26 protein-coding genes are annotated in these 24,634 nt (G+C 68.2%); 8 read left to right on the top strand and 18 right to left on the bottom strand.

The features are described 5' to 3' along the window. From AC1DF3_RS02375 to rpmH, 7 genes are all read right to left on the bottom strand, one after another. Positions 1–795: a zinc ribbon domain-containing protein gene (locus AC1DF3_RS02375; protein ID WP_478138731.1), complete on the bottom strand. Its 795-nt coding sequence runs from the start codon at positions 793–795 to the stop codon at positions 1–3. 91 nt (positions 796–886) lie between these two features. After that, positions 887–1,354, bottom strand: a complete 468-nt coding sequence (locus AC1DF3_RS02380; RefSeq protein ID WP_301803882.1) for a Crp/Fnr family transcriptional regulator — start codon at positions 1,352–1,354, stop codon at positions 887–889. Between the two features lie 85 nt (positions 1,355–1,439). After that, positions 1,440–2,852: a tRNA uridine-5-carboxymethylaminomethyl(34) synthesis GTPase MnmE gene (gene mnmE / locus AC1DF3_RS02385; protein ID WP_478138732.1), complete on the bottom strand. Its 1,413-nt coding sequence runs from the start codon at positions 2,850–2,852 to the stop codon at positions 1,440–1,442. Positions 2,853–2,914: 62 nt separating this feature from the next. Beyond that, positions 2,915–4,699 carry a membrane protein insertase YidC gene (yidC, locus tag AC1DF3_RS02390; RefSeq protein ID WP_286533222.1) on the bottom strand — a complete coding sequence of 595 codons (1,785 nt, stop codon included), beginning with the start codon at positions 4,697–4,699 and terminating at the stop codon, positions 2,915–2,917. Further along, entirely contained in the window at positions 4,696–4,986 is a 291-nt protein-coding gene (yidD, locus tag AC1DF3_RS02395) for a membrane protein insertion efficiency factor YidD (RefSeq protein WP_286519627.1), read from the bottom strand. Before yidD ends, yidC begins: the two co-directional genes overlap by 4 nt. Next, positions 4,983–5,369: a ribonuclease P protein component gene (locus AC1DF3_RS02400; protein WP_286533812.1), complete on the bottom strand. Its 387-nt coding sequence runs from the start codon at positions 5,367–5,369 to the stop codon at positions 4,983–4,985. Before AC1DF3_RS02400 ends, yidD begins: the two co-directional genes overlap by 4 nt. A gap of 81 nt (positions 5,370–5,450) precedes the next feature. Further along, positions 5,451–5,585 (bottom strand): 50S ribosomal protein L34, encoded by a 135-nt coding sequence (gene rpmH, locus AC1DF3_RS02405; protein ID WP_007834827.1) that lies wholly within the window; start codon positions 5,583–5,585, stop codon positions 5,451–5,453. A gap of 337 nt (positions 5,586–5,922) precedes the next feature. On the opposite strand from rpmH, the gene dnaA reads away from it, so the two are divergent. The 3 genes from dnaA (at position 5,923) to gyrB (ending at position 11,452) form a co-directional block, all read left to right on the top strand. After that, positions 5,923–7,302 carry a chromosomal replication initiator protein DnaA gene (dnaA, locus tag AC1DF3_RS02410; protein WP_286519626.1) on the top strand — a complete coding sequence of 460 codons (1,380 nt, stop codon included), beginning with the start codon at positions 5,923–5,925 and terminating at the stop codon, positions 7,300–7,302. 271 nt (positions 7,303–7,573) lie between these two features. Beyond that, complete coding sequence (gene dnaN / locus AC1DF3_RS02415; RefSeq protein ID WP_286519625.1) at positions 7,574–8,680, top strand: DNA polymerase III subunit beta; 1,107 nt, start codon at positions 7,574–7,576, stop codon at positions 8,678–8,680. A gap of 147 nt (positions 8,681–8,827) precedes the next feature. Then, positions 8,828–11,452, top strand: a complete 2,625-nt coding sequence (gene gyrB, locus AC1DF3_RS02420; RefSeq protein ID WP_478138733.1) for a DNA topoisomerase (ATP-hydrolyzing) subunit B — start codon at positions 8,828–8,830, stop codon at positions 11,450–11,452. 24 nt (positions 11,453–11,476) lie between these two features. On the opposite strand, the gene AC1DF3_RS02425 is transcribed toward gyrB, so the two are convergent. The 3 genes from AC1DF3_RS02425 to AC1DF3_RS02435 form a co-directional block, all read right to left on the bottom strand. After that, on the bottom strand, positions 11,477–12,067 hold the full coding sequence (locus AC1DF3_RS02425) for a mobile mystery protein B (RefSeq protein ID WP_478138734.1): 591 nt from the start codon (positions 12,065–12,067) through the stop codon (positions 11,477–11,479). Next, positions 12,058–12,471 carry a mobile mystery protein A gene (locus AC1DF3_RS02430; RefSeq protein WP_478138735.1) on the bottom strand — a complete coding sequence of 138 codons (414 nt, stop codon included), beginning with the start codon at positions 12,469–12,471 and terminating at the stop codon, positions 12,058–12,060. The genes AC1DF3_RS02425 and AC1DF3_RS02430 overlap by 10 nt, the downstream gene beginning before the upstream one ends. Before the next feature lie 177 nt (positions 12,472–12,648). Continuing rightward, positions 12,649–13,884: an MFS transporter gene (locus AC1DF3_RS02435; RefSeq protein WP_478138736.1), complete on the bottom strand. Its 1,236-nt coding sequence runs from the start codon at positions 13,882–13,884 to the stop codon at positions 12,649–12,651. 251 nt (positions 13,885–14,135) lie between these two features. On the opposite strand from AC1DF3_RS02435, the gene AC1DF3_RS02440 reads away from it, so the two are divergent. The 3 genes from AC1DF3_RS02440 (at position 14,136) to AC1DF3_RS02450 (ending at position 16,537) form a co-directional block, all read left to right on the top strand. Further along, a complete protein-coding gene (locus AC1DF3_RS02440; RefSeq protein ID WP_286533213.1) occupies positions 14,136–14,630 on the top strand; it encodes a hypothetical protein in 495 nt (164 codons plus the stop codon). A gap of 108 nt (positions 14,631–14,738) precedes the next feature. Continuing rightward, complete coding sequence (locus tag AC1DF3_RS02445; RefSeq protein WP_478138737.1) at positions 14,739–15,197, top strand: hypothetical protein; 459 nt, start codon at positions 14,739–14,741, stop codon at positions 15,195–15,197. Positions 15,198–15,358: 161 nt separating this feature from the next. Then, positions 15,359–16,537: a metallophosphoesterase gene (locus tag AC1DF3_RS02450; protein ID WP_286533209.1), complete on the top strand. Its 1,179-nt coding sequence runs from the start codon at positions 15,359–15,361 to the stop codon at positions 16,535–16,537. A 3-nt stretch (positions 16,538–16,540) separates the two neighbouring features. On the opposite strand, the gene AC1DF3_RS02455 is transcribed toward AC1DF3_RS02450, so the two are convergent. Next, positions 16,541–17,038 carry a polyhydroxyalkanoate granule-associated phasin gene (locus tag AC1DF3_RS02455; RefSeq protein WP_286533207.1) on the bottom strand — a complete coding sequence of 166 codons (498 nt, stop codon included), beginning with the start codon at positions 17,036–17,038 and terminating at the stop codon, positions 16,541–16,543. 214 nt (positions 17,039–17,252) lie between these two features. Here AC1DF3_RS02455 and AC1DF3_RS02460 point away from each other — a divergent pair, with 214 nt between their 5' ends. Next, entirely contained in the window at positions 17,253–17,753 is a 501-nt protein-coding gene (locus AC1DF3_RS02460) for an acyloxyacyl hydrolase (RefSeq protein ID WP_286533206.1), read from the top strand. Here the strand turns inward: AC1DF3_RS02460 and AC1DF3_RS02465 are convergent. From AC1DF3_RS02465 to AC1DF3_RS02480, 4 genes are all read right to left on the bottom strand, one after another. Continuing rightward, complete coding sequence (locus AC1DF3_RS02465) at positions 17,695–18,429, bottom strand: DUF4130 domain-containing protein (protein ID WP_286533205.1); 735 nt, start codon at positions 18,427–18,429, stop codon at positions 17,695–17,697. The two genes, AC1DF3_RS02460 and AC1DF3_RS02465, sit on opposite strands and share 59 nt — an antisense overlap. 95 nt (positions 18,430–18,524) lie before the next feature. Then, complete coding sequence (locus tag AC1DF3_RS02470; RefSeq protein WP_478138738.1) at positions 18,525–19,496, bottom strand: lysylphosphatidylglycerol synthase domain-containing protein; 972 nt, start codon at positions 19,494–19,496, stop codon at positions 18,525–18,527. Beyond that, entirely contained in the window at positions 19,493–20,752 is a 1,260-nt protein-coding gene (clsB, locus tag AC1DF3_RS02475) for a cardiolipin synthase ClsB (protein WP_478138739.1), read from the bottom strand. Before clsB ends, AC1DF3_RS02470 begins: the two co-directional genes overlap by 4 nt. Then, entirely contained in the window at positions 20,749–21,540 is a 792-nt protein-coding gene (locus AC1DF3_RS02480) for an endonuclease/exonuclease/phosphatase family protein (RefSeq protein ID WP_478138740.1), read from the bottom strand. The genes clsB and AC1DF3_RS02480 overlap by 4 nt, the downstream gene beginning before the upstream one ends. Before the next feature lie 201 nt (positions 21,541–21,741). On the opposite strand from AC1DF3_RS02480, the gene AC1DF3_RS02485 reads away from it, so the two are divergent. Beyond that, positions 21,742–22,173: a serine/threonine protein kinase gene (locus AC1DF3_RS02485; RefSeq protein WP_286533199.1), complete on the top strand. Its 432-nt coding sequence runs from the start codon at positions 21,742–21,744 to the stop codon at positions 22,171–22,173. A gap of 62 nt (positions 22,174–22,235) precedes the next feature. Here AC1DF3_RS02485 and AC1DF3_RS02490 read toward each other — a convergent pair whose 3' ends face one another. From AC1DF3_RS02490 to AC1DF3_RS02500, 3 genes are all read right to left on the bottom strand, one after another. Then, positions 22,236–22,799: a Spy/CpxP family protein refolding chaperone gene (locus AC1DF3_RS02490; protein ID WP_478138741.1), complete on the bottom strand. Its 564-nt coding sequence runs from the start codon at positions 22,797–22,799 to the stop codon at positions 22,236–22,238. Positions 22,800–22,948: 149 nt separating this feature from the next. Next, positions 22,949–23,854, bottom strand: a complete 906-nt coding sequence (locus AC1DF3_RS02495; RefSeq protein ID WP_286533196.1) for a pirin family protein — start codon at positions 23,852–23,854, stop codon at positions 22,949–22,951. Positions 23,855–23,902: 48 nt separating this feature from the next. Further along, positions 23,903–24,634: an aspartate/glutamate racemase family protein gene (locus AC1DF3_RS02500; protein WP_286533194.1), complete on the bottom strand. Its 732-nt coding sequence runs from the start codon at positions 24,632–24,634 to the stop codon at positions 23,903–23,905.

Raw genomic sequence — 24,634 nt, forward strand, 5'->3', positions numbered from 1 at the left:
TCAGTTCAGCAGCGTCGGATTGCGCTTTTCTTCCTCGACCTGCTGTTGTCGGCGGACCGCGTCGCACTGGGCCGTCGTCCTGAATTCCGCCCTGGCGCACTGCGCGGCCATGCACTGGGCGCGGGCGATGAAGTTCAGGCCGGCGCATTGCGCCTGCGGGTTCGGGGGCGGGGGCGGCGGGGCTGGCGCGGGTTCCGGCTGCGGGGCAGGTGCGGCGGCCACGGGCGCCGGTGCGGCCGCCGGTGCTGACGGCTTGCGGGGTTTTGGCGGGCTGGGCTTGGCGGGGGCGGCTGGTGGCGCGACCGCCTGGGCCGTTGGCGCCGGCGGCGGTGGCTCTGCAACAGGCGCGCTGGCGACGGGCTCTGGCGCCGGGGCCTCGGCCTGCGGCTGGGGCTCGGCCGCAGGCGTGGGCGCAACGGGTACCGCCGCCTCGACCGGAGCGGGCGCCGGCGTGGCCGCCGGCGAAGGGGGCGCGGACACCGCCACCGCCACCGGCGGCGGCGAACCGGACGAGAACAACCAGGCGGCCAGCGCCACCACAAGACCCACGGCCGCCAGGCCGATCACGGCCGTGCGCAGCGGGTTCGGGCGCGGCGGGGCGCCGGCTCGAGGCGGATGCTTCCGGGGCGTGGGGGACGCTTCGCGAGGGGGCGCCTTCCCGTTGGAGGGGATGGCCGGCCGACGGGGACGGGGGGTCGGCAGCGGCGGCGGAAGCTCCACGTCCCTCGCCATGCGCTGGGTGGCGGGCCATTCCGCTTCGGCGCCGGGGAGGGCGGCCGGTTGCGGTGCGGTCAACGCGACCAGCCTCCGTCCGCAGCCCTTGCAGAACTTGGCGCCGTCACGGTTGTCCGTGCGGCAGTCCGCGCACACCAGGGTCATCGTGCGCTCAGGTCACCGCCACCCGCTTCTGCTTGTTCACCAGACGCTTGGCGATCACGGCGCCGAGCCCCATCGTGAGCTCCAGGGCCAGGTTGGGCTGCCGGTTCGACAGTTCGGCGAAGCGGATCCCGGTCAGTCGCCAGACCCGGGCCGCCCCGGTGGCGACCACGTTGGCCGAACGCGGTGCGCGCGAGAAGAAGGAGCCTTCGCCGACCACCGAGCCCGGATTCAGGATCGCCAGCTGCATCTGGCCCTTGTCGCCGATCAGGTGCACGCTGAGTGCGCCGCTCTCGATGAAGAACACCGTGCGGTCCTGGGCGCCCTGGTCGATCAGCACCTGGCCCGCGGCCAGGTCGAAGGGCTGCAGATAGGCAGCCACCGTTTCCCATTGCAGCGAATTGAGCGCCGGCGCAAAGGCGTCGTAGCTGGTGTTCTGGGCGATCGCGCGGCAAAGATCCTGAATGCTGGATGACATCGTTCGTTTGTCCTGCTGTGCGTCGGAAGTATCTGCGAAAGGCCAAATCTGTGGTGACAGATGTCACAGAATGACACACTCTCGCTCACTTGCCGATGCAGAAGCGGGAAAAGATCACGCCGAGCAGGTCGTCGGCGCCGAACTCGCCGGTGATTTCGTTCAGTGCGTTCTGCGCCAGCCGCAGCTCTTCGGCCAGCAGGTCGAGCAACTGGGCATGGGCTGCCAGGTGGGCGGTCGCCAGCGCGATGTGTTCCTCGACCCGCGACAGCGCCTGCACGTGGCGGGCCCGCGCCAGGTAGACGCCTTCCGGAACCGCCTGCCAGCCGGCGACCTCGAGCAGTCGGCGACGCAGGGTTTCGATGCCGGCCCCGGTGCGCGCCGACAGGCTGACGCCGCTGTCGGGCGGCGGCTGCGTGGCGGGCAGCGCGTCGAGCTTGCTCCAGACATCGATCACCGGCACGCTGGCGGGCAGCCGGCCGGCCAGCAGCCCAGCGATGTCGGCATCGGCCTGCGCATAGGCAGGGGCCGCACTGCGGGTCAGGTCGTGCAGGAACAGCACCGCGTCGGCCCCTTCGATCTGGCTCCAGGCGCGGGCGATGCCGATCTGCTCGACCTCGTCGACGCTGTCGCGCAGGCCGGCGGTGTCGACGACATGCAGCGGAACGCCCTGGATCTGGATGGTCTGCGAAACCACGTCGCGGGTGGTGCCCGCGACCGCGCTGACGATCGCCAGCTCGGCGCCCGCCAGCGCATTCAGCAGCGAGCTCTTGCCGGCATTCGGCTGGCCGGCGATCACGACCTTGATGCCCTCGCGCAGCAGGGCGCCCTGGCGGGCCCGCTGCTGCACCGCGGCCAGCTGGGACTGCAGCGCCACCAGCTGGCCCGCGGCGTCGGCCTCCTGCAGGAAGTCGATCTCCTCGTCGGGAAAGTCGAGCGTCGCCTCGACCAGCATGCGCAGGCGCACTAGGGCCTCGAGCAAGGTGTGGATCTCGTCGGAGAAGGCGCCCGACAGCGACCGGCTGGCGCTGCGCGCCGCGGCTTCGGTGCTGGCGTCGATCAGGTCGGCGATCGCCTCGGCCTGCGCCAGGTCGATCTTGCCGTTGAGGAAGGCGCGCTGGCTGAACTCGCCGGGCTCGGCCACCCGCAGGCCCGCCAGGCGCGGCCGGCCGGTCGCCGGATCGGTCTCGGCGGCCGCCGCCAGGCAGCGCGCCAGCAGCAGCTGCAGCACCACCGTGCCGCCATGGGCCTGCAGTTCGAACACGTCCTCGCCGGTGAAGGAATGCGGGGCCGGAAAGTGCAGCGCCAGGCCGCGGTCGATCGGCGAGCCGTCGGCATCGCGGAACGGAAGGTAGCTGGCCTCCCGCGGCTTCAGCGCGCGGCCGCAGAGGGCGTCGATCAGCGGCGCCAGCTCGCGGCCGGAGACCCGCACGATCCCGACCGACCCGCGGCCTGAGGCGGTGGCGATGGCAACGATCGGATCGGCGGTGCGGGCGAGCATGGGAACGATTCTTCCAGTAAAAAGGGCCGCTTTCGCGGCCCTTCGGGTCGATGGCCGAAGCCTTACTTGCCTGGCTTCGCCAGGATCGGCGCCTTCGGCTTCTTGGGCGGATTGCCTAGCACGCCCAGGCGCTTGTTGATGAACCACTGCTGCGCGATCGACAGCACGTTGTTGGTGATCCAGTAGAGCACCAGGCCGGCCGGGAAGAAGATGAACATCACGCTGAAAGCCAGCGGCATGATCCACATCAGCTTGGCCTGCATCGGGTCCGGCGGCGTCGGGTTGAGCCAGGTCTGGAACAGCGAGGTGGCGGTCATGACCACCGGCAGGATGAACCACGGGTCCGGTGCCGAGAGGTCATGGATCCAGAGGATCCACGGGGCGTGGCGCATCTCGACCGACGACAGCAGCACCCAGTAGAGCGCGATGAACACCGGGATCTGGATCACGATCGGGAAGCAGCCGCCCATCGGGTTGACCTTCTCCTCGCGGTAGATGCGCATCATCTCCTGCTGCATCTCCTGCGGCTTGTCCTTGAGCCGCTCGCGCATCTCCATGATCTTCGGATTGATGGCCTTCATCTTGGCCATGCTCGCGTAGGCCTTGGCGTTGAGCCAGTAGAACGCCGCCTTCAGCAGCACCACCAGCGCGACGATCGACCAGCCCCAGTTGCCGAGGATGCCGTGCAGCTTGTTGAGCAGCCAGTAGAGCGGCTTGGAGATGATCGCGAAGATGCCGTAGTCCTTGACCAGGTCGAGGCCGGTGGCGATCGCCTCGAGCTTCTTCTCTTCCTCGGGGCCGGCGAACAGGTTGCTGTCGATCGCCTGCGAGGCGCCCGGTGCCAGCTCGGGCAGCTTCAGCACCATCGCGACCGAGAACAGGTTGTTGCCGAGGTCGGCGACCCGGAACTCGCGCTTGATGGTGTCGCTGCCGGGCACGTTGAGCAGCCAGGCCGAGACGAAGTAGTGCTGGACCATCGCCACCCAGCCGTTGTCGGCCGGCGCGGGCAGTTCGACCTTGCCCTTGGTGATGTCGGTGAAGGCGATCTTCTGGAACTTCTTCTGCTCGGTGTAGATGGCCGGGCCGGTGAAGGTGTTGGTGCCGAACATGGTGCCGGCGGCGACCGTGCCGTGGCGCGTGAACTGCAGGTAGAGCTGGGCGTCGCGCGGCTTGTCGCTCACGTTGACGACCTGGTGATTGACGCGGATCGTGTAGTCGCCGCGCTGGAACACGTAGGTCTTGACGTACTTGATGCCGCCCACGGGCTGCGACTCGAACACGACTTCGAGCTTGTTCTGGCCTTCGGCGAGTTCGCGCGGGCCGGGGCGCGCGGTCATCAGGCTCAGGTGGTTCGGGAAGCGGTCGCCGGTGTCCACCGTGTTCAGCAGCCCGGTCTGGGCCACGTAGCGGGTGGCGGGCGAGCCGTTCTCCATCAGCATGACCGGCCGGACCTCGTTCTGCGGCACCGGCAGGCCGACCAGGCGGCGGGCCCATTCGACCAGGCCGCCGTGGTTGGTCTGGTCGAGGAACTGGAGCAGCTGCAGTTCGGACAGCGTGCCGCCTTCACCGTCGATGGTCGCCTTGAAGACGTCGGTGGACACCGTGACTTTCTCGCCGATGGCGGGCGCCGAGCCCTGCACCGGGACCGCACCGGCCGCCGGTGCGGCAGCCGCCGGGACGCCGCTGGCACTGGCAGCGGGCGGCGCCGACGAATCGGCGGGGGCGGCGGTCTTGGCCGAGGGCAGGAAGGTCGGCTTGTGGCCGTTGTAGACCTGCCATTGGTCCCACAGCAACACCAGCGAGAAACCAAAAATCACCCACAAGATGGTGCGGCGGATATCGTTCATGAAGAAGACTTCTTGTCGTCGGGGGAGAGAAAGGCGAACAGCGACCCGCGCCTGGGCGCCGGTCGCTGTGTCTTTGGAGGCACCGGATCGTGGCCGCCCTGGCACCAGGGCTGGCAGCGCGCGATGCGGTGCAGTGTCAGGTAGCTGCCCTTGGCGGCGCCGTGCTGCTCGAGCGCGCCGATCGCGTAGACGGAGCAGGTCGGCTCGAAGCGGCAGGACTGCCCGAGCCAGGGGCTCAGCAGCAGCCGGTAGCCCTTGACCAGGGCGATCAGCAGGCGCCGCATCATGCGCGCGCCGCCCCGGCCCGCGCCAGCAGCTGCTGGAGTTCGGTGCGGACGGCGGCCTTGAGCGCGTCGGACGACGCGCTGACGAATTGCTTGCGATCGAAGGCCGCACGCAGGCGCACCACGTGCGCCGCGCGCGGCAGCGACTCGGCGACGGCAGCGCTCACGGTGTAGATCTGGCGTTTGATCGCGTTGCGGGTGACCGCCCGACGGGCCCAGCGCTTGGGAACCATGGCGCCCAGCCAGACATCGTCGGAAGCGAACAGCGGCGCAGCCCCGCCCGGCGCGTCGAGCGCGCAGCGGTGCAGTGCGAAGTGGGCTGTGCGCGCCACGGTGGCACCTGCGAGGACGGCCTGGAACTGCGCGCGGGTCTTGAGCCGCTGCATGGAAGCCAACCGCGGGACGCCGTCGAACGGTGAGGGCGGCAGCGGGTCGACTGGCAACGGAGCCGGCGAAAGTGTCTGGCCTTAGACGGCCAGGCGCTTGCGGCCCTTGGCGCGGCGTGCGTTGATCACGGCGCGGCCGCCGCGGGTCTTCATGCGGACCAGGAAGCCGTGGGTACGGGCGCGGCGGACTTTCGATGCTTGATACGTGCGTTTCATGATGATTTCCTGATTCACCGGCTGGGCCGGCGTTTTTGAGCCTCCGGGCCTCGAGGGGCCGGGGACTGTTCTCTACCGCGCAACCGGAAGGGCCCGGCGAGGCGCGATGATGCGAATACCCCGAAACACACAAAGAAGGTTTTCAGGGAAACCCGCGATTATCGCAAAGTTTCGGTTGCGCCACAATGACCGGTTGGTTCGCAAGCGTTTCCGCCACCGTCCAGACCATGTGGATAAGGTTTTGACAAGTTAGAATCCAGGGCGCATCGCGGGTGCGACTATCCACAATACCAAGACGAGAGAATGGCTGAGGGACAAACCACTTTTCAGAGCGCCCATGCCGGGTGAAGGCATCGGTGACAGCCTCTGGCAGGCCTGTGTCGACCAGCTCGCACAGGAACTGTCCGAACAGCAGTTCAACACCTGGATCAAGCCGCTGACCGCGAAGGTCACGGACGATCTGTCGCGGGTCACGGTGTTCGTGGCCAACCGCTTCAAACTCGACTGGATCCGGGCCCAGTACGCCGGCAAGATCGCCTCGATGGCCGAGAAGCTCTATGGCCAGCCAGTCATCATTGAGTTAGCGCTCGCTCCTCGGGAAATCGCCAGCCGGCCGGCATCTATGGCGATCGTGTCTGAAACCGATGTGCCGCGCGAAATGGTGCCTTCGGGCGAAGACCTGGCCGCCGCCGCCTTCAAGAACCGGCTCAACTCGGGCCTCACTTTCGACACCCTGGTCGAAGGCACGGCGAACCGCATGGCGCGTGCCGCGGCGATGCACGTGGCCGGCATGCCGGGCCACCTCTACAACCCGCTTTTCATCTATGGCGGGGTCGGCCTCGGCAAGACCCACCTGATGCACGCGGTGGGCAACCGCCTGCTGGCCGACCGCCCCGAATCCAAAGTTCTCTACATCCACGCCGAGCAATTCGTCTCGGATGTGGTCAAAGCGTATCAGCGCAAGACTTTCGACGAGTTCAAGGAACGCTACCACTCGCTCGACCTGCTGCTGATCGACGACGTCCAGTTCTTCGCCAACAAGGACCGCACGCAAGAAGAATTCTTCAATGCCTTCGAGGCGCTGCTGGCCAAGAAGTCGCACATCGTGATGACCAGCGACACCTATCCCAAGGGACTGGCGGACATCCACGAGCGGCTGGTCTCGCGCTTCGACTCGGGGCTGACGGTCGCGATCGAGCCGCCCGAGCTCGAGATGCGCGTCGCGATTCTCATCAACAAGGCGCGCGCCGAGAGCGCCGAGATGCCCGAAGAAGTCGCCTTCTTCGTCGCCAAGAACGTGCGCTCCAACGTGCGCGAGCTCGAAGGCGCGCTGCGCAAGATCCTGGCTTACTCGCGCTTCAACCAGAAAGAGATCTCGATCGCCCTGGCGCGCGAGGCGCTGCGCGACCTGCTGTCGATCCAGAACCGGCAGATCTCGGTCGAGAACATCCAGAAGACGGTGGCCGACTACTACAAGATCAAGGTCGCCGACATGTACTCGAAGAAGCGTCCGGCCTCGATCGCGCGGCCGCGCCAGATCGCGATGTACCTGGCCAAGGAGCTGACCCAGAAGAGCCTGCCCGAGATCGGCGAGCTGTTCGGTGGCCGCGACCACACGACGGTGCTGCATGCGGTGCGCAAGATCTCGGGCGAGCGGCAGCAGCTCACCGAACTCAACCAGCAGTTGCACGTGCTGGAGCAGACCCTGAAGGGCTGAGCGATGCGTGCGGTACAGCCATCACCATCGACCCCTGTCAAAGGACAACTCTGGGGACAGTTCCGGCACAAGAAAGGGCTTGTCCACAGGCGGGCGCTGCGCGCCGAAGTTGTGCGCCCTGGCGCGACAGCCCCGAAGCAGGGCTGCGCACAGCCGGCCGGCAGCGCCAAGTGCCTGTCACGAAAGCGGAAAACGACGCTGTCCACAGCACAGTGCGTCCCTTATCTACTACTACTAATTTGAATTAAAGAAATAAGGAAGAGGTAAGACAATGATCGTTTTGAAGGCTACCCAGGACAAAGTCCTCGCCGCGCTGCAGTCCGTGGCGGGCATCGTCGAGCGCCGCCACACGCTGCCGATCCTGGCCAACGTGCTGATCCGCAAGACCGGCGGCCAGCTGCAGCTCACCACCAGCGACCTCGAGATCCAGATCCGCACCCATGCCGAACTCGGCGGCGACGAAGGCAACTTCACGACCACCATCGGCGCCCGCAAGCTGATCGACATCCTGCGCACCATGCCGGCCGACCAGACCGTGAGCCTCGAGTCGAGCGCCAGCAAGCTGGTGCTCAAGGGCGGCAAGAGCCGCTTCACCTTGCAGTCGCTGCCGGCCGAAGACTTCCCGCTGGTGCAGGAGTCGGCCAATTTCGGCCCGGTGTTCAGCGTGCCGCAAAAGACCCTGAAGGACCTGCTGGGCCAGGTGTCGTTCGCGATGGCGGTGCACGACATCCGCTACTACCTCAACGGCATCCTGTTCGTCGCCGAAGGCAAGCAGCTGAGCCTGGTCGCGACCGACGGCCATCGGCTGGCCTTCGCCTCGGCCACCCTCGACGTCGAGGTGCCGCGCCAGGAGGTGATCCTGCCGCGCAAGACCGTGCTGGAGATGCAGCGTCTCCTGTCCGACGCCGAAGGCGCGATCGAGATGCAGTTCGCCAACAACCAGGCCAAGTTCAGCTTCGGCGGCATGGAGTTCGTCACCAAGCTGGTCGAGGGCAAGTTCCCCGACTACAACCGCGTGATCCCCAAGACCCACAAGAACACGGTCACGCTGGGCCGCGCACCGCTCCTGGCCAGCCTGCAGCGCACCGCGATCCTGACCAGCGAGAAGTTCAAGGGCGTGCGGCTCAACATCGAGCCCGGCACCTTGCGCATCGCGTCGAACAACGCCGAGCAGGAAGAGGCGCAGGACGAACTCGACATCGACTACGGCGGCGACGCGATCGAGATCGGCTTCAACGTGACCTACCTGATCGATGCCCTGGCCAACATGAGCCAGGACATGGTGAAGCTGGACCTGGCGGACTCCAACAGCTCGGTGCTGATGACGATTCCCGAGAACGCGTCGTTCAAGTACGTCGTCATGCCGATGAGGATTTAGCACAAGGACCTGGCACACCCCCAGGTTGGCTCACTTCGTGTAGCCGCCCACCCCCTTGCAGGGGGCGATACCAGCGGCCCGGCAAAGCCGGTTCCGCGGTATCTCCCGAACAGACGGTGCCCAGCGCGGCGCCGAGAGAGAAAGAAAGTGATGAGCGAAGAAAACAAGCCGGAAGTGCCGCACACCGAGCCGGTTTACACCCCTGAAATCGACAGCGCGATTCCGATCGAGGTGACACCGGCCGGCGACACCTCCTATGGCGAAGGCTCCATCACGATCCTCGAAGGGCTGGAGGCGGTGCGCAAGCGCCCGGGCATGTACATCGGCGACACCTCGGACGGCACCGGCCTGCACCACCTGGTGTTCGAGGTGGTCGACAACTCGATCGACGAGGCGCTGGCGGGCTACTGCGACGACATCGTGGTCACGATCCACACCGACAACTCGGTCTCCGTGACCGACAACGGCCGGGGCATCCCGACCGGCGTCAAGATGGACGACAAGCACGAGCCGAAGCGCTCGGCGGCCGAGATCGCGCTGACCGAACTGCACGCTGGCGGCAAGTTCAACCAGAACAGCTACAAGGTGTCGGGCGGCCTGCACGGGGTCGGCGTGAGCTGCGTCAACGCGCTCAGCAAGATGCTGCGCCTGACGGTGCGGCGCGACGGCAAGGTCCACACGCTCGAGTTCAGCAAGGGCTTCGTGCAGAACCGCCTGCTGGAGACGGTGGGCGGCGTCGAGGTGTCGCCGATGAAGGTCATCGGCGAGACCGAGAAGCGCGGCACCGAGGTGCACTTCCTGCCCGACAMCGAGATCTTCAAGGAAAACGCCGACTTCCACTACGAGATCCTCAGCAAGCGGCTGCGCGAGCTGAGCTTCCTGAACAACGGCGTGCGGATCCGCCTGATCGACGAGCGCACCGGCAAGGAAGACGACTTCTCGGGCGCCGGCGGCGTCAAGGGCTTTGTCGAGTTCATCAACAAGGGCAAGACGGTGCTGCACCCGAACGTGTTCTACGCGATGGGCGAGAAGCCGGCCGATACCTACGGCGGCATTCCGGGCACGCACATCGGGGTCGAGGTCGCGATGCAGTGGAACAGCGGCTACAACGAGCAGGTGCTGTGCTTCACCAACAACATCCCGCAGCGTGACGGCGGCACCCACCTGACCGGCCTGCGGGCCGCGATGACCCGGGTCATCAACAAGTACATCGAAGAGAACGAGTTCGCCAAGAAGGCCAAGGTCGAGGTCACCGGCGACGACATGCGCGAAGGCCTTTGCTGCGTGCTGAGCGTCAAGGTGCCCGAGCCCAAGTTCTCGAGCCAGACCAAGGACAAGCTGGTGTCGAGCGAGGTGCGCGCGCCGGTCGAGGACATCGTCGGCCGCCTGCTGACCGACTACCTGCAGGAGCGCCCGAACGACGCCAAGATCATCTGCGGCAAGATCGTCGAGGCGGCCCGCGCGCGCGAAGCCGCCCGCAAGGCGCGCGAGATGACGCGCCGCAAGGGCGTGCTCGACGGCATGGGCCTGCCGGGCAAGCTGGCCGACTGCCAGGAGAAGGACCCGGCGCTGTGCGAGGTCTACCTGGTCGAGGGCGACTCCGCCGGCGGTTCCGCCAAGCAGGGCCGCGACCGGAAATTCCAGGCCATCCTGCCGCTGCGCGGCAAGATCCTGAACGTCGAGAAGGCGCGCTACGAGAAGCTGCTGACCAGCAACGAAATCCTGACCATGATCACCGCCCTGGGCACCGGCATCGGCCGGGCCGGCGCGACGACCTCGGGCGGCGGCGCCGACGACTTCAACGTCGCCAAGCTGCGCTACCACCGGATCATCATCATGACCGACGCCGACGTCGACGGCGCCCACATCCGCACCTTGCTGCTGACCTTCTTCTACCGGCAGATGCCCGAGCTGGTCGAGCGCGGCCACATCTACATCGCGCAGCCGCCGCTCTACAAGGTGAAGGTCGGCAAGGAAGAGCAGTACCTCAAGGACGGTCCGGCGCTCGACGCCTTCCTGCTGAAGGTGGCGCTGAAGGATGCGAGCGTGTCCACCGGCGGCGCGAGTCCGACCCTGCTCAACGGCGACACCCTGGCCGAACTGGCGCGCAAGCACCAACTGGCCGAAGCCGTGATCGCCCGGCTCGGCGTGTTTCTCGATGCGGCGGCGCTGCGCGCGATCGCCGACGGCGTGTCGCTCGACCTCGACACCACGGCCAGCGCCGAGGCCTCGGCCGTGGCACTGCAGAACAAGCTGCGCGAACTCAACACCACCGGCGCGCCGGCGGATGTGTCGAGCGAGTTCGACACCCGCACCGACAAGCCGCTGCTGCGCATCAGCCGCCGCCACCACGGCAACATCAAGAGCAGCGTGCTGACGCAGGACTTCGTCCACGGCGCCGACTACGCGGCCTTGTCCGAGGCGGCCAAGACCTTTCGCGACCTGCTGGGCGAAGGTGCGGTGGTCAAGCGCGGCGAGGGCGAGCGCGCCAAGGAAGAAAAGGTCAACGACTTCCGCGAGGCGATGCGCTGGCTGATTGGACAGGCCGAGAACGCCACGGCGCGCCAGCGCTACAAGGGGCTGGGCGAGATGAACCCCGAGCAGTTGTGGGAAACCACGATGGACCCGGCGGTGCGCCGCCTGCTGCGGGTGCAGATCGACGACGCGATCGAGGCCGACCGCGTGTTCACGATGCTGATGGGCGACGAGGTCGAGCCGCGGCGCGAGTTCATCGAGCAGAACGCGCTGCGGGCGGCGAATATCGACGTTTGAGGGACGCTGAGCGGGGCGCCGGACTCAACTGCGGACAAACGCAAGCAGCGGGTGATGGTCACCCTGGTCGGCGGCGCGCAGGGCCGCCAAATACCGCGAGCGCGCATCGTTGGCGGACACCAGATCGCCGCCGCCTCCCCAGGAGAACGCAGGCTGGCCAAGGCTGCGCAAAAGCGCGTCGGCCATCATGCGTGCGTGTCGGCCGTTGCCATTGGGGAAAGGGTGAATCCAGACCAGGTCGCGGTGAAAGCGCGCCGCGATCTCGTCGAATGGAAACGTGGCGTTGTCGACCCACCAGCGCGTGTTGTCGAACAGATCCTTGAGCCTCACCGCAACGTGAGTCCAGTCGCAGCCGATGTTCTTGTCCGAGCGGCGGAAGGTGCCGGCCCAAGTCCAGGTCTTGCCGAACATCTGCTGATGCAACTGCCGGCAGAAGCCCTCGCTGAGCACGTCGGGCGAACGCGCCCGCTTCAGCCAACGCACGGCGCGCAGGATGTTCTCCTGCTCCCAGTCGTTCAGTTCGCTCTTGGTGGCCAGATGGTCCGGGATGAGCCCGGCGTTCTCATCCGGGTCCAGAGGCGTCTGGCCATCTTGCTCGTCGAGGTCTATCGCCACAGGTCTGACCAGCGCCCGCGCAGCAGTTCCTCGGTCCTGCGGTCCACCTGCTTGCGAAGTCGCTCCGCGCCGGGGCGCTGGTCCTCGAGGCTCATCGTGTGGGCCACCCCGCCGACCTCTTCGATGGCGATGGCTCGGGCGCGCTCCTCGACCATGTCCGTCAATGGGCGGCGGGGCACCAGGGCGTAGACGAGCTCGCAGTCGAGCCCGTCTGCGAGCTTGCGCAACTGGCCCAGCGTGATGCGGTCGTCGGCTTCCGACTGTTCGGACTTGTGCAGCGTGGGCCCCGAGATCCCCAGGCGCTGGGCTTGCTGGCGTTCGGTGCGCCCCAGCGCTTCTCGAATCAGCTTCAGCCATCCGCGTGACGGCCGAGGCCGCTTCATCATGTCTGCGAAGGCAGACATGGTGGCTTGCAGTTGTTCGAGTCGAAGCCGGCTCAGCTCAGGGGACATTTGCTAGCCCATAGGCTTTCTTGGAATAGCAACATGATACCTTATGATGCAGCAATCTTATATAATTTGCTAGTCCATAAGGAAGCAGATTGATGGCGCTTGCTTCCGTGCCCGAGGTTGCCGATGGGCTCAGCCCCGCTCAGCCGACGCGGCCAGTGTTGCGCGCCGGGGCGCCCGCCCCAGCCCACCCACCACGACGGCGGCCACCAGCACCAGTCCACCGCTCAGCAGCATCGCGCTCGAGATGCCCCAGCCGTCGACCACCAGGCCGCCGAGCAGGGCGCCCGAGGCGATCGCGACCTGGAAGCCGCTCACCAGCAAGGCCTGGCCGGCTTCGGGCGCATCCGGAACGGCCTCCATCATCCAGCCGGTCAGGGCGACCGGGATCATGCCGAAGGCGATGCCCCAGGTGACCACCACCGCGGCGCCGGCCAGGAAGCCGCTGCCCACCACCGTCGACAGCAATAGCGCGGCCGCGAGCAGCACGGCCGCCAGCAGCGCCGCCGCACGCACGCTGCGGGCGACCAGCGAGCCGCCGACGAAAGTGCCGAAGAAGCCGACCGCGCCGTAGGCCAGCAGCAATGTCGTGACGCCGTTGGCGTCGAGCCCGAAGACCTGCTGCAGCAGCGGCTTGAGATAGGTGTAGGCGGCGAAATGGCCGGCCACAAGGAACAGCACCGCCAGCAGGCCGACCTGCGCCATGCGCCGTGTCAGCGGCGTCAGCAGGTCGCGCGGCCGGATGGCGCGGGCCGGCGGCATCGCGGGCAGCAGCCAGACCTGGATCGCCAGCACGACCGCCGCCAGTGCGCCCGTGAGCCCGAAGGCGGCGCGCCAGCCAGCCAAAGTGCCGACCAGCGCGCCGGCAGGCACGCCGAGCACGGTGGCCGCCGAGACGCCGGCCAGCACCAGCGACATGGCGCGCGCCTGCGAACCGGATGCCACCAGCTGGGTGGCGGCGCTCGGCGCGAAGGTCCAGAAGCCGCCGATGCACAGGCCCAGCAGCAGGCGGGCCACGAGCATCGTCGCGAAATTCGGTGCGAAAGCCGCCAGCAGGTTCGACGCCACCAGCATGGCGGTCAGCGTCACCATGACGGTGCGGCGGTCCAGTCGGCCGGAGGCGACGATCAGCGCCGGCCCGGCGAAGGCCGCCAGCACGCCCGGCATCGTGACCATCAGCCCGGCGGTGCCGTCGCTGACCTGCAGCCCGGCACCGATGTCGGTCAGCAGGCCGATCGGCAGGAATTCGGTCGTGACCATCGCGAAGGTGCCGACGGCGATCGAGCCGACGGCCAGCCAGGCGGACCGGGAGGTGTCGGGAGCGGCTTCGGAAAGGGCATCGGTGCAGGGGGAGCAGGGGGCGTTCATGTGTGGCAATCCACCGTCTGTTGTGGGCTGTCGAGTCTGACGGCGTCGAGGCGGCCCTCGCAGCGCCGTGCGGAACATCTCTATTTCCGGGACGCCAACAATGAAAACCGTCGGACCTCATGCGGTTTTTGGTCTTGGCGCGTGGCACCGGCACGACTGCGTGTAAACGCTATTCCTAGCCCGACTCTTGCTAAGGAAAATTGCCGGCGAACTCGCCGCCATTTCCATTTCTCAGCAAGGAAAGCACAGCAATGAACCCGACCCGCTTCTGGCACTCCGCCGCGGCCCTGGCGATCTTCGGCATGTTCACCTCGGCGCAGGCGCTGACCAATCCGCCGATCCGCGTGGCCCAGGGCATCGAGTACATGTGCGGCGGGAAGAGCAGCGCCGAAGCGGCCTTCATGCAGACGGTGGCGCCCCGCTGGGCCGCGACCTTCGAATTCGCGGTCAGCCGAGGCAAGCCCGGCCAGTTCCCGAGCGACGTCAAGGTGGTGGTGCGCGACCGCTATTCGGGCCGGCTGGTGATGGAGACCGCCACCGGCTCGCCGTTCATGCTGGCCCGGCTCGACCCCGGCGCCTACGAGGTCGAGGCCACGCTGGCCGGGATCACGCTGCAGCAGCCCCTGACCGTGTTCAACGGCCTGAGCGCCAAGGCGCAGTTCGTCTGGCCGTCGAACGTCGATTTCGCCGCTGCGATGGGATTGCCGCGGGCCGAGCAGCAGGCCTCGGTGCGCACCGGCAACTGAGCCCCGGCGCCCGGCGTCCGGGCGCTGAAATCAGGTTCGCTTAAGGCGCCTTGCCGACAGTGGCGGCGTGAAGCTCCCTTCACGCCAACCCGAGCAAAGGATTCCGCGATGAACACAGGTCGATCCTGGCGGCCGCTGGCTGCCCTGGCATTGGGCGCAGCGGCGCTGTCCGGTGCGCTGGCGGCGCATGCGGTCTACAACCCGCCGATCCGCATGGCCAACGGCATCGAGTACATGGGCGGCGGCGGCAGCAGCGAAGAGGCGGCGCTGATGCAGAGCGTCGAGCCTCGCTGGCCCGCCAGCTTCGAGTTCGCGGTCAAGGACGGGACGCGACAGGTCTCGGCCGCCGATGTCGTCGTGACGGTGCGCGATGCATCCGGCCGCGAGTTGCTGAGCCAGGTCGAAGCGGGTGGCCCGTTCCTGGTGGCCCGGCTCGAGCCGGGCCGCTACCAGGTCGAGGCCACGCGGGGAGGCCAGACCCTCACGCAGGAGATCGAGCTGCTGCCCTGGCAGTCGAAGCGGACCGTGTTCGTCTGGCCCGCCGGCGTGCAAGTCCCGCGTTCCTGAAGTCCGGGAGCGCCCGGGCGCTCTTTCAGAAGATGCTGAAGGCCGCGCAGGGCCGGCCATGGGAAAATTCAAGGTTGCCCGCGCATGGCACGCACCTTGAATGTGGGTCGTGTCGCTCGCACATGGTGTGTCCGGGCGCAGTCCCGTCTTCCTAGGCCCCGATGCCGCTTCGTCCCCTCGTTCTCCTCACCACGCTGCTGCACGCCTATATCGGTCTGCGGCTGCTGCCCGCGCTGGCGGGCCTGCCCTTGGCGGGGCCGCTGCTGGGATTGGCACTGCTCGTGTCGGCCGTCACCATGCCGCTGCCCTTCGTCGGGATGCGGTCCCGGCGGCGCCAGTTCGCGGACGTCTGGAAATGGATCGGGCTCATCAGCATGGGCTGGTTCTCGTCGTTGCTGGTGCTCACCGTGGTGCGCGATGCCGGCCTGCTGCTCGGCTGGCTCGGCGCGTCCGTGTCCGGGCTGACGCTCGATGGGGCGCGCTGGCAGCTGTGGAGCGCGGCCGCCGTGCCGCTGTTGGCCAGCGCGACTTCGCTGGTCGGCTTGCTGAACGCGCGCCGGACGGCGGGCGTGGTGCGCATCGACGTGCCGATCCGCGACCTGCCCTCGGCGCTGAGCGGCTTCACGATCGCGCAGCTCAGCGATATCCATGTCGGGCCGACCATCAAGCGCGGCTACATCCAGCGCATCGTCAACGCGGTCAACGGACTCGGCGCCGACATGATCGCGATCACCGGCGACCTGGTCGACGGCACGGTGGCCGAGTTGCGCGACCACATCGCGCCGCTGCAGCAGCTCAAGGCGCGCCACGGCACCTTCGTCGTGACCGGCAACCACGAGTACTACGCCGGGGCGCATGCCTGGATCGACGAACTCCGGCGCCTCGGCCTGCGCGTGCTGCTCAACGAGCACGTGGTGCTCCAGACCCGCAACGTGAAGGGCGCGCAGACCGACGAGGAAGTGCTCGAAAGCGCGCTGCTGGTGGCCGGGGTGACCGACTACACCGCCGGCCATTTCGATGCCGCCCACGCCAGCGACCCGCACGGCGCGCTGGCCGACGCGCCCCCGCTGGTGCACACCCGGGTGCTGCTGGCGCATCAGCCGCGCAGCGCGCCCGAGGCCGCCGAAGCGGGCTACCACCTGCAGCTGTCGGGCCACACGCACGGCGGCCAGTTCTTCCCGTGGAATCTGTTCGTGCCGTTGCAGCAGCCGTTCACGGCGGGGCTGCACAAGCTGCACGAGATGTGGGTCTACACCAGCCGCGGGACCGGCTACTGGGGGCCGCCGAAGCGCTTCGGCGCGCCCTCCGAAATCACCTTGCTGCGCCTGCTGCGGGCCTGAGCGTCAGGCCTGCTCGATCGCGAGCCGGCGGGCGTTCGAGGTGGTCTTGGCGTGGATCGGCTTGAGGCCGCGCTGGACGATCCGGGCACTCGCGCTCGACAGGTGGTTCACGGCTTCGGCCGAGCGGGTGGCCGCGTTGCCAAAGGCTTCGGCATGGCTGACGGCCTGCGCCGGGCTGGTGCTGGTCGCCAGTGAGAACAAGGCCAGGCCGCTGCCCAGCCAGTGCTTCACGGCGCGGTTCACCAGCGCGAACTGGGTGGTGTGGAGCTGGTTGGCCATCGCAGCGCCGGATTCGCTGGCCGCCGCCAGTTTTTCGTGGCCCATGAGCTGAAATTCGGCCAGGTCGACCTCGTTGGGGGACAGGCCCGCCTTGGCCATGCGTTCCGTGCGCATCTGGATCACCGAGCCGGCCGACAGCAGCATCTCGTTGGTCGTCAAGGCCACGTCCACCCACAGCATGAGCGGGTTGAAGAAGCGCGTCGAGGAGAAGCTGGGGTTCATGGCGCCATGATAGACCGAGCAGCGCCTTTTTGCTGCAGTGCAGCATCGATTGGGGATGGCATCCTACAGAGAGAAATGCCACTTGGGGGCGAGCACGGGTCTTGCGTTGCTTGTTACATTCACAATGCAACTCATCCTCATACGAATGACTCACTCATTGCGCTGCGTCGGGGCCCTGCTGTGTGCTGCGAGCCTGGCTTTCCCCCTGGCCTCCATGGCCGCTCCCTCAGACAGCACGCCAGGCATCTACATCGATCTCGGGCGAGGCGACACGGACACGGATTCGCTGACCCTCGGCTACGCCATGCCCTGGTCATGGCGCGGGTCGCCGGCACCGGGCGGGCCGCTTTCGTTCTACTGGGATTTCTTTCTCAGCCAGTGGCGCGCGCCGCTGCCCCCGAATGGGGCGGACAAGCGCAGCTACACGCAGCTCGGGGCGATCGCCAACTGGCGCTGGCGCTTCAATCAGGGCGAGTCGCCGTGGTTCGTCGAGGCCGGCATAGGCGCCACCGTGATGGACCAGCTCTACCGCACGCCCGACCGGGAGTTCAGCACCGCCTTCCAGTTCACGGAGCAACTCGGTGTCGGCCTGAGCCTCGGGGCGCAGGGCGCGCACGAGGTGTCGCTGCGCGTCCAGCACTTCTCGAACGCCGGCATCAAGGAGCCGAACCCGGGCGAGAATTTCGTGCGCTTGCGCTACCTCTATCGCTATTGATGGCGGGCTGGCGACGCGCCGCGAGGGTCTCGAAGACGTTGCGATAGCGTTCCAGGCCGTCGGCCGCCGCGTTCGGTGGTACGCCGGGCCCGAACTCGAGCACCTGACCTTGACAGCGGACGCTGCGTTCGGGCGTCAGGATGGCCCAGCGAAGCTGCGCGAAGCGGCGCGCAAAAAAGGGCGCCACCGCTTCCACCACATGGTGGTCGGGATCGAACCAGGCCAGGTGGAGCGCCTCGGCGCCCGGAGCGTCGGCGACGACGCTGAAGTGGATCAGCGTCTTCATCTTGCGCATGTCGCGCCGCACGGCCTGGGCCATGTGCAGCGCCTGGACCCGGTCGCGATCACGCGGGTCGTGCTGCAGGCCGGGTTCGTGCACCAATCGCCACAGCAGACGATAGAGCAGGCCGAAGCGCAGCGGTGCGTTGTGCAGGATGACGGTCTCGCACATCGACATGAAGGAGCGCGGAACCAGCGGATGCGTGATGCCGGCGCTCGCCGCACCGCGCGGGGCGGCGGGGCCGGCCGGCCTCGAGAAACGCTGCGTCTCGGCCCCGGCGTCGATGACCCAGTCGACCTGGTCCGGCGCGACCAGGGCGGCCAGCAGCGAGCGTGCCTCGCGCCGGAAGCCGTCGGAGTCGATGTTGCCGGCGAGGGTGATGGTGTGCGGGGCCATGGCATCAACTTAGGGCCGCCCCAAGGCCGCACCTGTAGGCGTTCAGGCGTAAAGCGCAGAGGCCTGCGCTGGCGCGGCCGAGGCGCGCCGGGCGCTCAGGAAGAGGCGCTCGGCAGCCGCCGCCGGAGCTGCCGGGCCCGCAGCTCCGTGGCTACGTAGGTGAGGGCGGCGAAGATCAGGGGCAGCAGGTAGTAGATGGCCCGGTAGGCCAGCAGCGCGCCGAGCAGCGTGCCCTGCGGCGCCCGGTGGCCGAGCAGCGCGAGGAACACGGCCTCCAGCACACCGAGGCCGCCGGGCACGTGGGTGATGACGCCGGCGACCGCGGCGACCAGCGCCACGGCCAGCACCTCGTGGTAGGGCAGCTGGCGCTGCAGCAGGAGCCAGATCATCCCGCCGATCAGCGACCAGTTCAGCATCGACATCGCGAGCTGGAGCAGCGCCATGCGCAGCGACGGCGTGTCCAGTTCGTGGCCGCGCACCCGCCAGGTGTGCTGCCGCGCTATCGCGCACAGGCCGAGGTAGGCCGCGCCCCCGGCCAGCAGCAGTGCGCCAAGGATGCGGAGCCCTTCGCCGTCCATCTTCCAGTCGGGCGGCAGCACCATCGGAAAGAAGCAGAAGACCGCGCCCGCCAGCACCAGGTACCCCAGCCAGTTGGTCAGCATGCTGAAACCGAGCACCCGCGTGATCGTCAGGTTGTCCAGGCCCAGCCGCGAGTAGAGCCGGTACCTGAAGGCGACGCCGCCGACCAGGGCGCCGAGGTTCAGGTTGAAGGCATAGCTGATGAAGGTGACGCGCATCACGATGCGGGTGCCGAGCCGGTGGCCCGTCATGCGGCGGCCCAGCAGGTCGAAGGTGCTGTAGAGCAGGTGGCTGCAGGCTGCGAGCGCCGCGGCCGCCAGCAGCGCGGGCCGTGGAATGGCGCGCAGCGCGTCGAGCACCTCGTTCCAGTCGATCGTGCGGGCCTGTCGCACGACCAGCGCCAGCACCGCGGCGAAGAAGAGCCAGGCCCCGACGCGTTTCACCAGCCGCCAGCCGCCGGCGGCCGGAGCCTCTGCCTGAGCCTTCATGCCGCGTCCGTCCGCGTGGCGCCGCCGCCCTGGTGCAGGGGTGTGTCGAGCGGCTCCAGCTTCGGCGCGTGGCGCGGCAGCCAGCCGACCCAGGAGGGGTACCAGCGCAGCAGGTGGAAGATGAAGAAGCTGCGCACCAGCCGCCAGCCGCTCCATTCGTCCAGATCGGAGGCCTCGATCCGCTTGCAGCTGTTCTGCATCAGCGCGTCGAGCCGCTCCCACAGCGTCTGGTTGAAGTCCCGGTCGCGCACGATCACGTTGGCTTCGAGGTTGAGAGACAGGCTCAGCGGGTCGAGGTTGCTCGAACCGACGGTGCTCCAGCGCTCGTCCACCAGCGCCACCTTGCCGTGCAGCGGGCGCTCGCAATATTCGTGGATCTGCACGCCGGCATGCAGCAGGTGGTGATAGAGCATGCTGGCCGCCACCTTGACGATCGGCATGTCGGGTTCGCCCTGCAGGATCAGCCGCACGTCGACGCCGCGCCGGGCGGCGCGGCGCAGCTCCTTGATGAGGCGGTAGCCGGGAAAGAAATAGGCGTTGGCGATCACGATGCGTTGGCGGGCGCTGCGGATGGCCGCGAGGTAGTGGCGCTCGATGTCGTTGGTGTGGCGCCGATTGTCGCGGGTGACGAATTGCGCCGCGGCCTCGCCCGTGGGCGCGTTGTCGTCTTGCGCGGAGGCCCGGATGCGGCGCCGGAACCAGCCTGCGCCCTTGCCGCCGACCGCGATCGCATGCAGCACGAAGCGATGGATCTCGGAGACGATCGGGCCGGTCAGCTCGACCGCGTAGTCCTGCTTCGCCTTGGGGCCGAAGTCGAGCAGGTGGTCGGACGAATAGTTGATGCCGCCGACGAAGGCCAGCGTGCCGTCGACCACCACGATCTTGCGGTGCATGCGCCGGAAGACATTGAGCCGCTGGCCGAAGATGCGCTTGCCGGGATCGAACACCCGCACCTTGACGCCCGCCGCGATCAGGCCGGCGATGAAGCCGGGTGACAGCGAGGGCGAGCCGAAGCCGTCGATCATCAGGTCGACCTTGACGCCGCGCCTTGCCGCCGCGCTCAGCGCCGCGTGCAGCTGCTCGCCGACTTTGTCCTCGAACAGGATGAAGGTCTCGACGATCACCTCGCGCCGGGCTTCGCCGATGGCCTCGAACACGCGCGGAAAGAACTGCTCTCCGTTTTCCAGCAGCGCGACGCGGTTGCCGTCGGTCCAGCGGCGGCCGGCGGCGGCCGTGTCGGGGCTGTCGCTGCTCACAGCGCGATCTCCGCCACCAGCGGGGCATGGTCCGACAGGTGCGACCAGGGCCGGCGCGGCAGCACCACCGGTGAATGGACGCGGGCGTTGCGCACGTAGATGCGGTCCAGCGACAGCAGCGGAAAGCGGGCGGGAAAGGTTCGCGCCGCGCTGCCATGGGCCTGCACGAAGACCTCGCTCAGCGAAGCCCCCTGGGCGAGGATCCGGTGGGCGCGGCCGCGCCAGTCGTTGAAATCGCCGGCGACGATCAGGGGTGCATCGGCCGGCACCTCGTCGCGCACGATGTGGCACAGCAGCTCGAGCTGCTGCAGGCGGTGGGTCTCGGCCAGCCCCAGGTGGGCGCAGATCACGTGGACGTCGATCGGCCGCGCCGGCAGCCGCAGCACGCAGTGCAGCAAGCCCCGCTTTTCGGGCCCGACGATCGAGACGTCGTGGTTGCGGTAGTGAACGATCGGGAACTTCGACAGCACGGCGTTGCCGTGGTGTCCCTTGGGATACACCGCGTTGCGGCCGTAGGCGAACTGCGGCCACATGGTGTCGGCCAGGAATTCGTAGTGGGGCGCTTCGGGCCAGTTGTCGACCTTGCGCGAGTGGCGCGAGTGCGTGCCCAGCACCTCCTGCAGGAACACCACGTCGGCGCCCACCGTGCGCACCGCATCGCGCAGCTCCGGCAGGATGAACTTGCGGTTCAGCGCCGTGAAGCCCTTGTGGGTGTTCACGGTCATGACCTTGAGCGAGGTCACCGGCGCGGCGGTGGCGCCCGTATGCAAAGGAGGCTTCACAAGCATGGTTGTAAGCCGGGCCAGGCGCCGCGGCTGTAGGAACGGACCACCTCCTTCGACGGCCTGCGCGCAAGGGGGCATGGCGCCTACAGGCAGCCCGGCCGCAGCCCCACATGGCGGCCGGCCGTGCCCTTCTACGGTGCAACCAGAGCTTGAAGAAAAGGGCTCGACTTGTTCAACGAACGACCCAGAGAGACAGGAGCCATCATGAAGCAACGATTCGTCGCCACCACCGTTCTCGCCGGACTGATGGGCATGGCAGGCCTCGCCATGGCCCAGGGCACCACCGCGATGCCGGCCCAGCCCGACCCCGCGGTCGCGGGCCAAGCCAGCACCAAGACGCCGGCGGGGGTGGCCAATCCGACCCAGCGGCCGGACGGCAGCAACCCGGCCTCGCGGGAGGTTGTGAAATCGGAAGCCCGGATTCACAACCGCAGCAATGCCACCAACAACGTGCCCAAGGGCGAGGCGTCGACCACGGTGAATCACCAGCCCAACGCGATGCCGGCGCCGACCGGCGAGATGTCGCGCATCGAAGTCAGCCAGTCGGGCCGGAAGGTGAAGCCGCATTTCGGCGAAAAGGGCGAGCGGCCTGAAGTGCCCACCAATCCGATCGACAAGACCGGCACGCCGAAGTAAGCGGCCGTATGAAAAAAGCCCCCGGCACGCAGGTGACGGGGGCTTTGCCGCGGAGGACTGGATCAGCTCTTGGCGGGCGGCGGGGCCGGGTGATGGTGGTGGCCGCCAGGAACGCCCGCACCGCGGGGGCCGAAGCGCTGCATCGATTCGGCATCGAAGGTCTTCTGCTGCTCAGGAGACAAGGCCGCGTAGAAGCTGCGCGTGGCATCGGCACGCTTGGCGAACATCGCGCTGCGCTCGGCCTGGCGCGCCTGCATCTTGTCGAGGCGCTGGGGTGTCGTCAGCTTGGCGAATTCGGCGCGATCGGCACCCGGCTGGCCGGCCGGGCGAGCCGGGGGCTGCTGGGCGGTGGTGAAGCTGTTCCAGGCGCCTTCCTGGGCCGGTGTCAGCTTGAGCTTTTCCTTCAGGGCCGCCAGCCGCTGGGCCCGGTGGGCCTGCATGCGCTCGAAGCGTTCGGCGCGGTCTGCCTCATGGCGCTGCGGCGTGGCCGGCGCCTGGGCCCCGGGCTGGGCGGCGGCGGCCGGCGGGGGAGCCGTCAGCGGCGCCTGTGCGAAGGCACCGGACGAGGCGAAAGTGGCCGAGGCCAGCAGACCGGCCCAGAGAAGGCTTTTGCGAGACGGGATCATGAGAGTGCTTCCTTTCGAAGAAGCCTGCCGCCGATGGGCAGCAGGTGAGAGGAAGTCTGGCGCCGCCATGTATCGCGATCGTGAGCCCGGGGTGAGGTCTGGTAAAGAAGCATGAACGGCGGGCGCTCGCGACTCGCCCTCCCGCGCGGTCAGCCGAGCTTGCCGTTCTGGAAGTCGTGCACCGCCTGGGTGACCTGTTCGCGCGTGTTCATGACGAACGGCCCGTACTGGGCGATCGGCTCGTGCAGCGGCTTGCCGGCGATCAGCAGCGCGCGCGCCGGGCTGTGGTTCGAGGCCGGCGCCCGCAGCACCACGCCATCGCTGCCGGGCTCGTTGGCCAGGATCGCCATGCGCTTGGTCGGGATCTCGGCGCTGCCGATGTAGAGCGACTCGCGGAACACGTAGACCAGCGCGTTGCGGTCGTCCAGCAGCGGCTGGGCGAACTCGGCCCCGGGCGGCAGCGTGATGTCGAGGTAGAGCGGCTCGGTGTGTTCCCGCTGGACCGCGCCGTGGACACCGTGGCTGACGCCCGCGATGACGCGCACGTGGACGCCGGCCGGGGTGATGAACTCCGGGATCTCGGGACTCTGGATGTCGCGATACCAGGGCTCGCGCATCTTGTCCTTGGCCGGCAGGTTGAGCCACAGCTGGAAGCCTTCCATGAGGCCTTCTTCCTGCTCGGGCAGCTCGCTGTGGATCAGGCCCCGCCCGGCGGTCATCCACTGCACGCCGCCGTTCGACAGCAGGCCTTCGTGGCCGGCGCTGTCGCGGTGGCGCATGCGCCCGGAGATCATGTAGGTCACGGTCTCGAAGCCGCGGTGGGGGTGGCTCGGGAAGCCGCCGATGTAGTCGCCCGGGTTGTCGCTGCTGAAGGCATCGAGCATCAGGTAGGGATCGAGGCGCTGCTGCAGCGGCTGGTGCAGCACGCGCGTGAGCTTGACGCCGTCGCCGTCGCTGGTCGAGACGCCGGCGACGATCTGGTCGATGCCGCGCGGCTGGGAGAGCGACAGCGGCTCGACCGCGGGGGACGGATGGGCGTGGGAGTTGGTGCTCATGCAGGCATGGTGGCACGGTCCGGCCGACCGTGCTGGCGGTGGGGCCAGTCAGCCCAGCGACTCGAGCTCCCAGGACACGTTCTGCCAAGCCACGCCGAATCCCGGGGGCGTGGCCGGCGTCTCGCCGCCGCGGACAGCCTCGAGCGCCCACTGGCCGCCGGCGCTGACGCTGTCGATCAGGGGCACCGGCACCGAAGCGGCGAAATCGCCCGCCATGCCCGCCAGGCCGGCGCCGCCGAGGATCACCGCCTGGGCCTGGAAGCGGGTCGCGGCCTCGCGGCAAGCCTCGGCCAGCAGGCTGCGGGCGCCGACCGGGTCCTGGGCCAGCTGGGCGCCGCTCGGCGCCACCGTGTGGATGCCGGCCAGTGAGGCCGAGAAGCCGAGCGACGACGCCAGCCGTTCGAGCATCGGCCGCCAGCGTTCGCCGCCGGTCACGACGGCGAAGCGGCCGTGCCGGGCGGCCGTCGCGAAGGCCGCTTCGGCCAGCCCGCCGACCGGTACGCCGGCGCCGTCGCGCAGGGCGAACAGGCCCGGGTCGCCGAAGCAGCCGATCAGGATCGCGTCGGGCCGCTCGCCGTGCGCATGGGCGCTGGCCCAGGCATCGAGGACCGCATGCTGCGCCACCGCGTAGGTGGCCTCGCTGGCGATGTACGGCGCGCCGAACCGCGCGGTGAGCGTGTGCACCGCCAGGGTCCCCTCCAGTTGCTTCTGCAGGTGCTGCTGGAGCAGCGCGCTCACCGAGGCCGAGGTGTTCGGGTTGATGACCAGCAGCCGCTTCAT

This window comes from Variovorax sp. 10N432, from assembly GCF_056394465.1.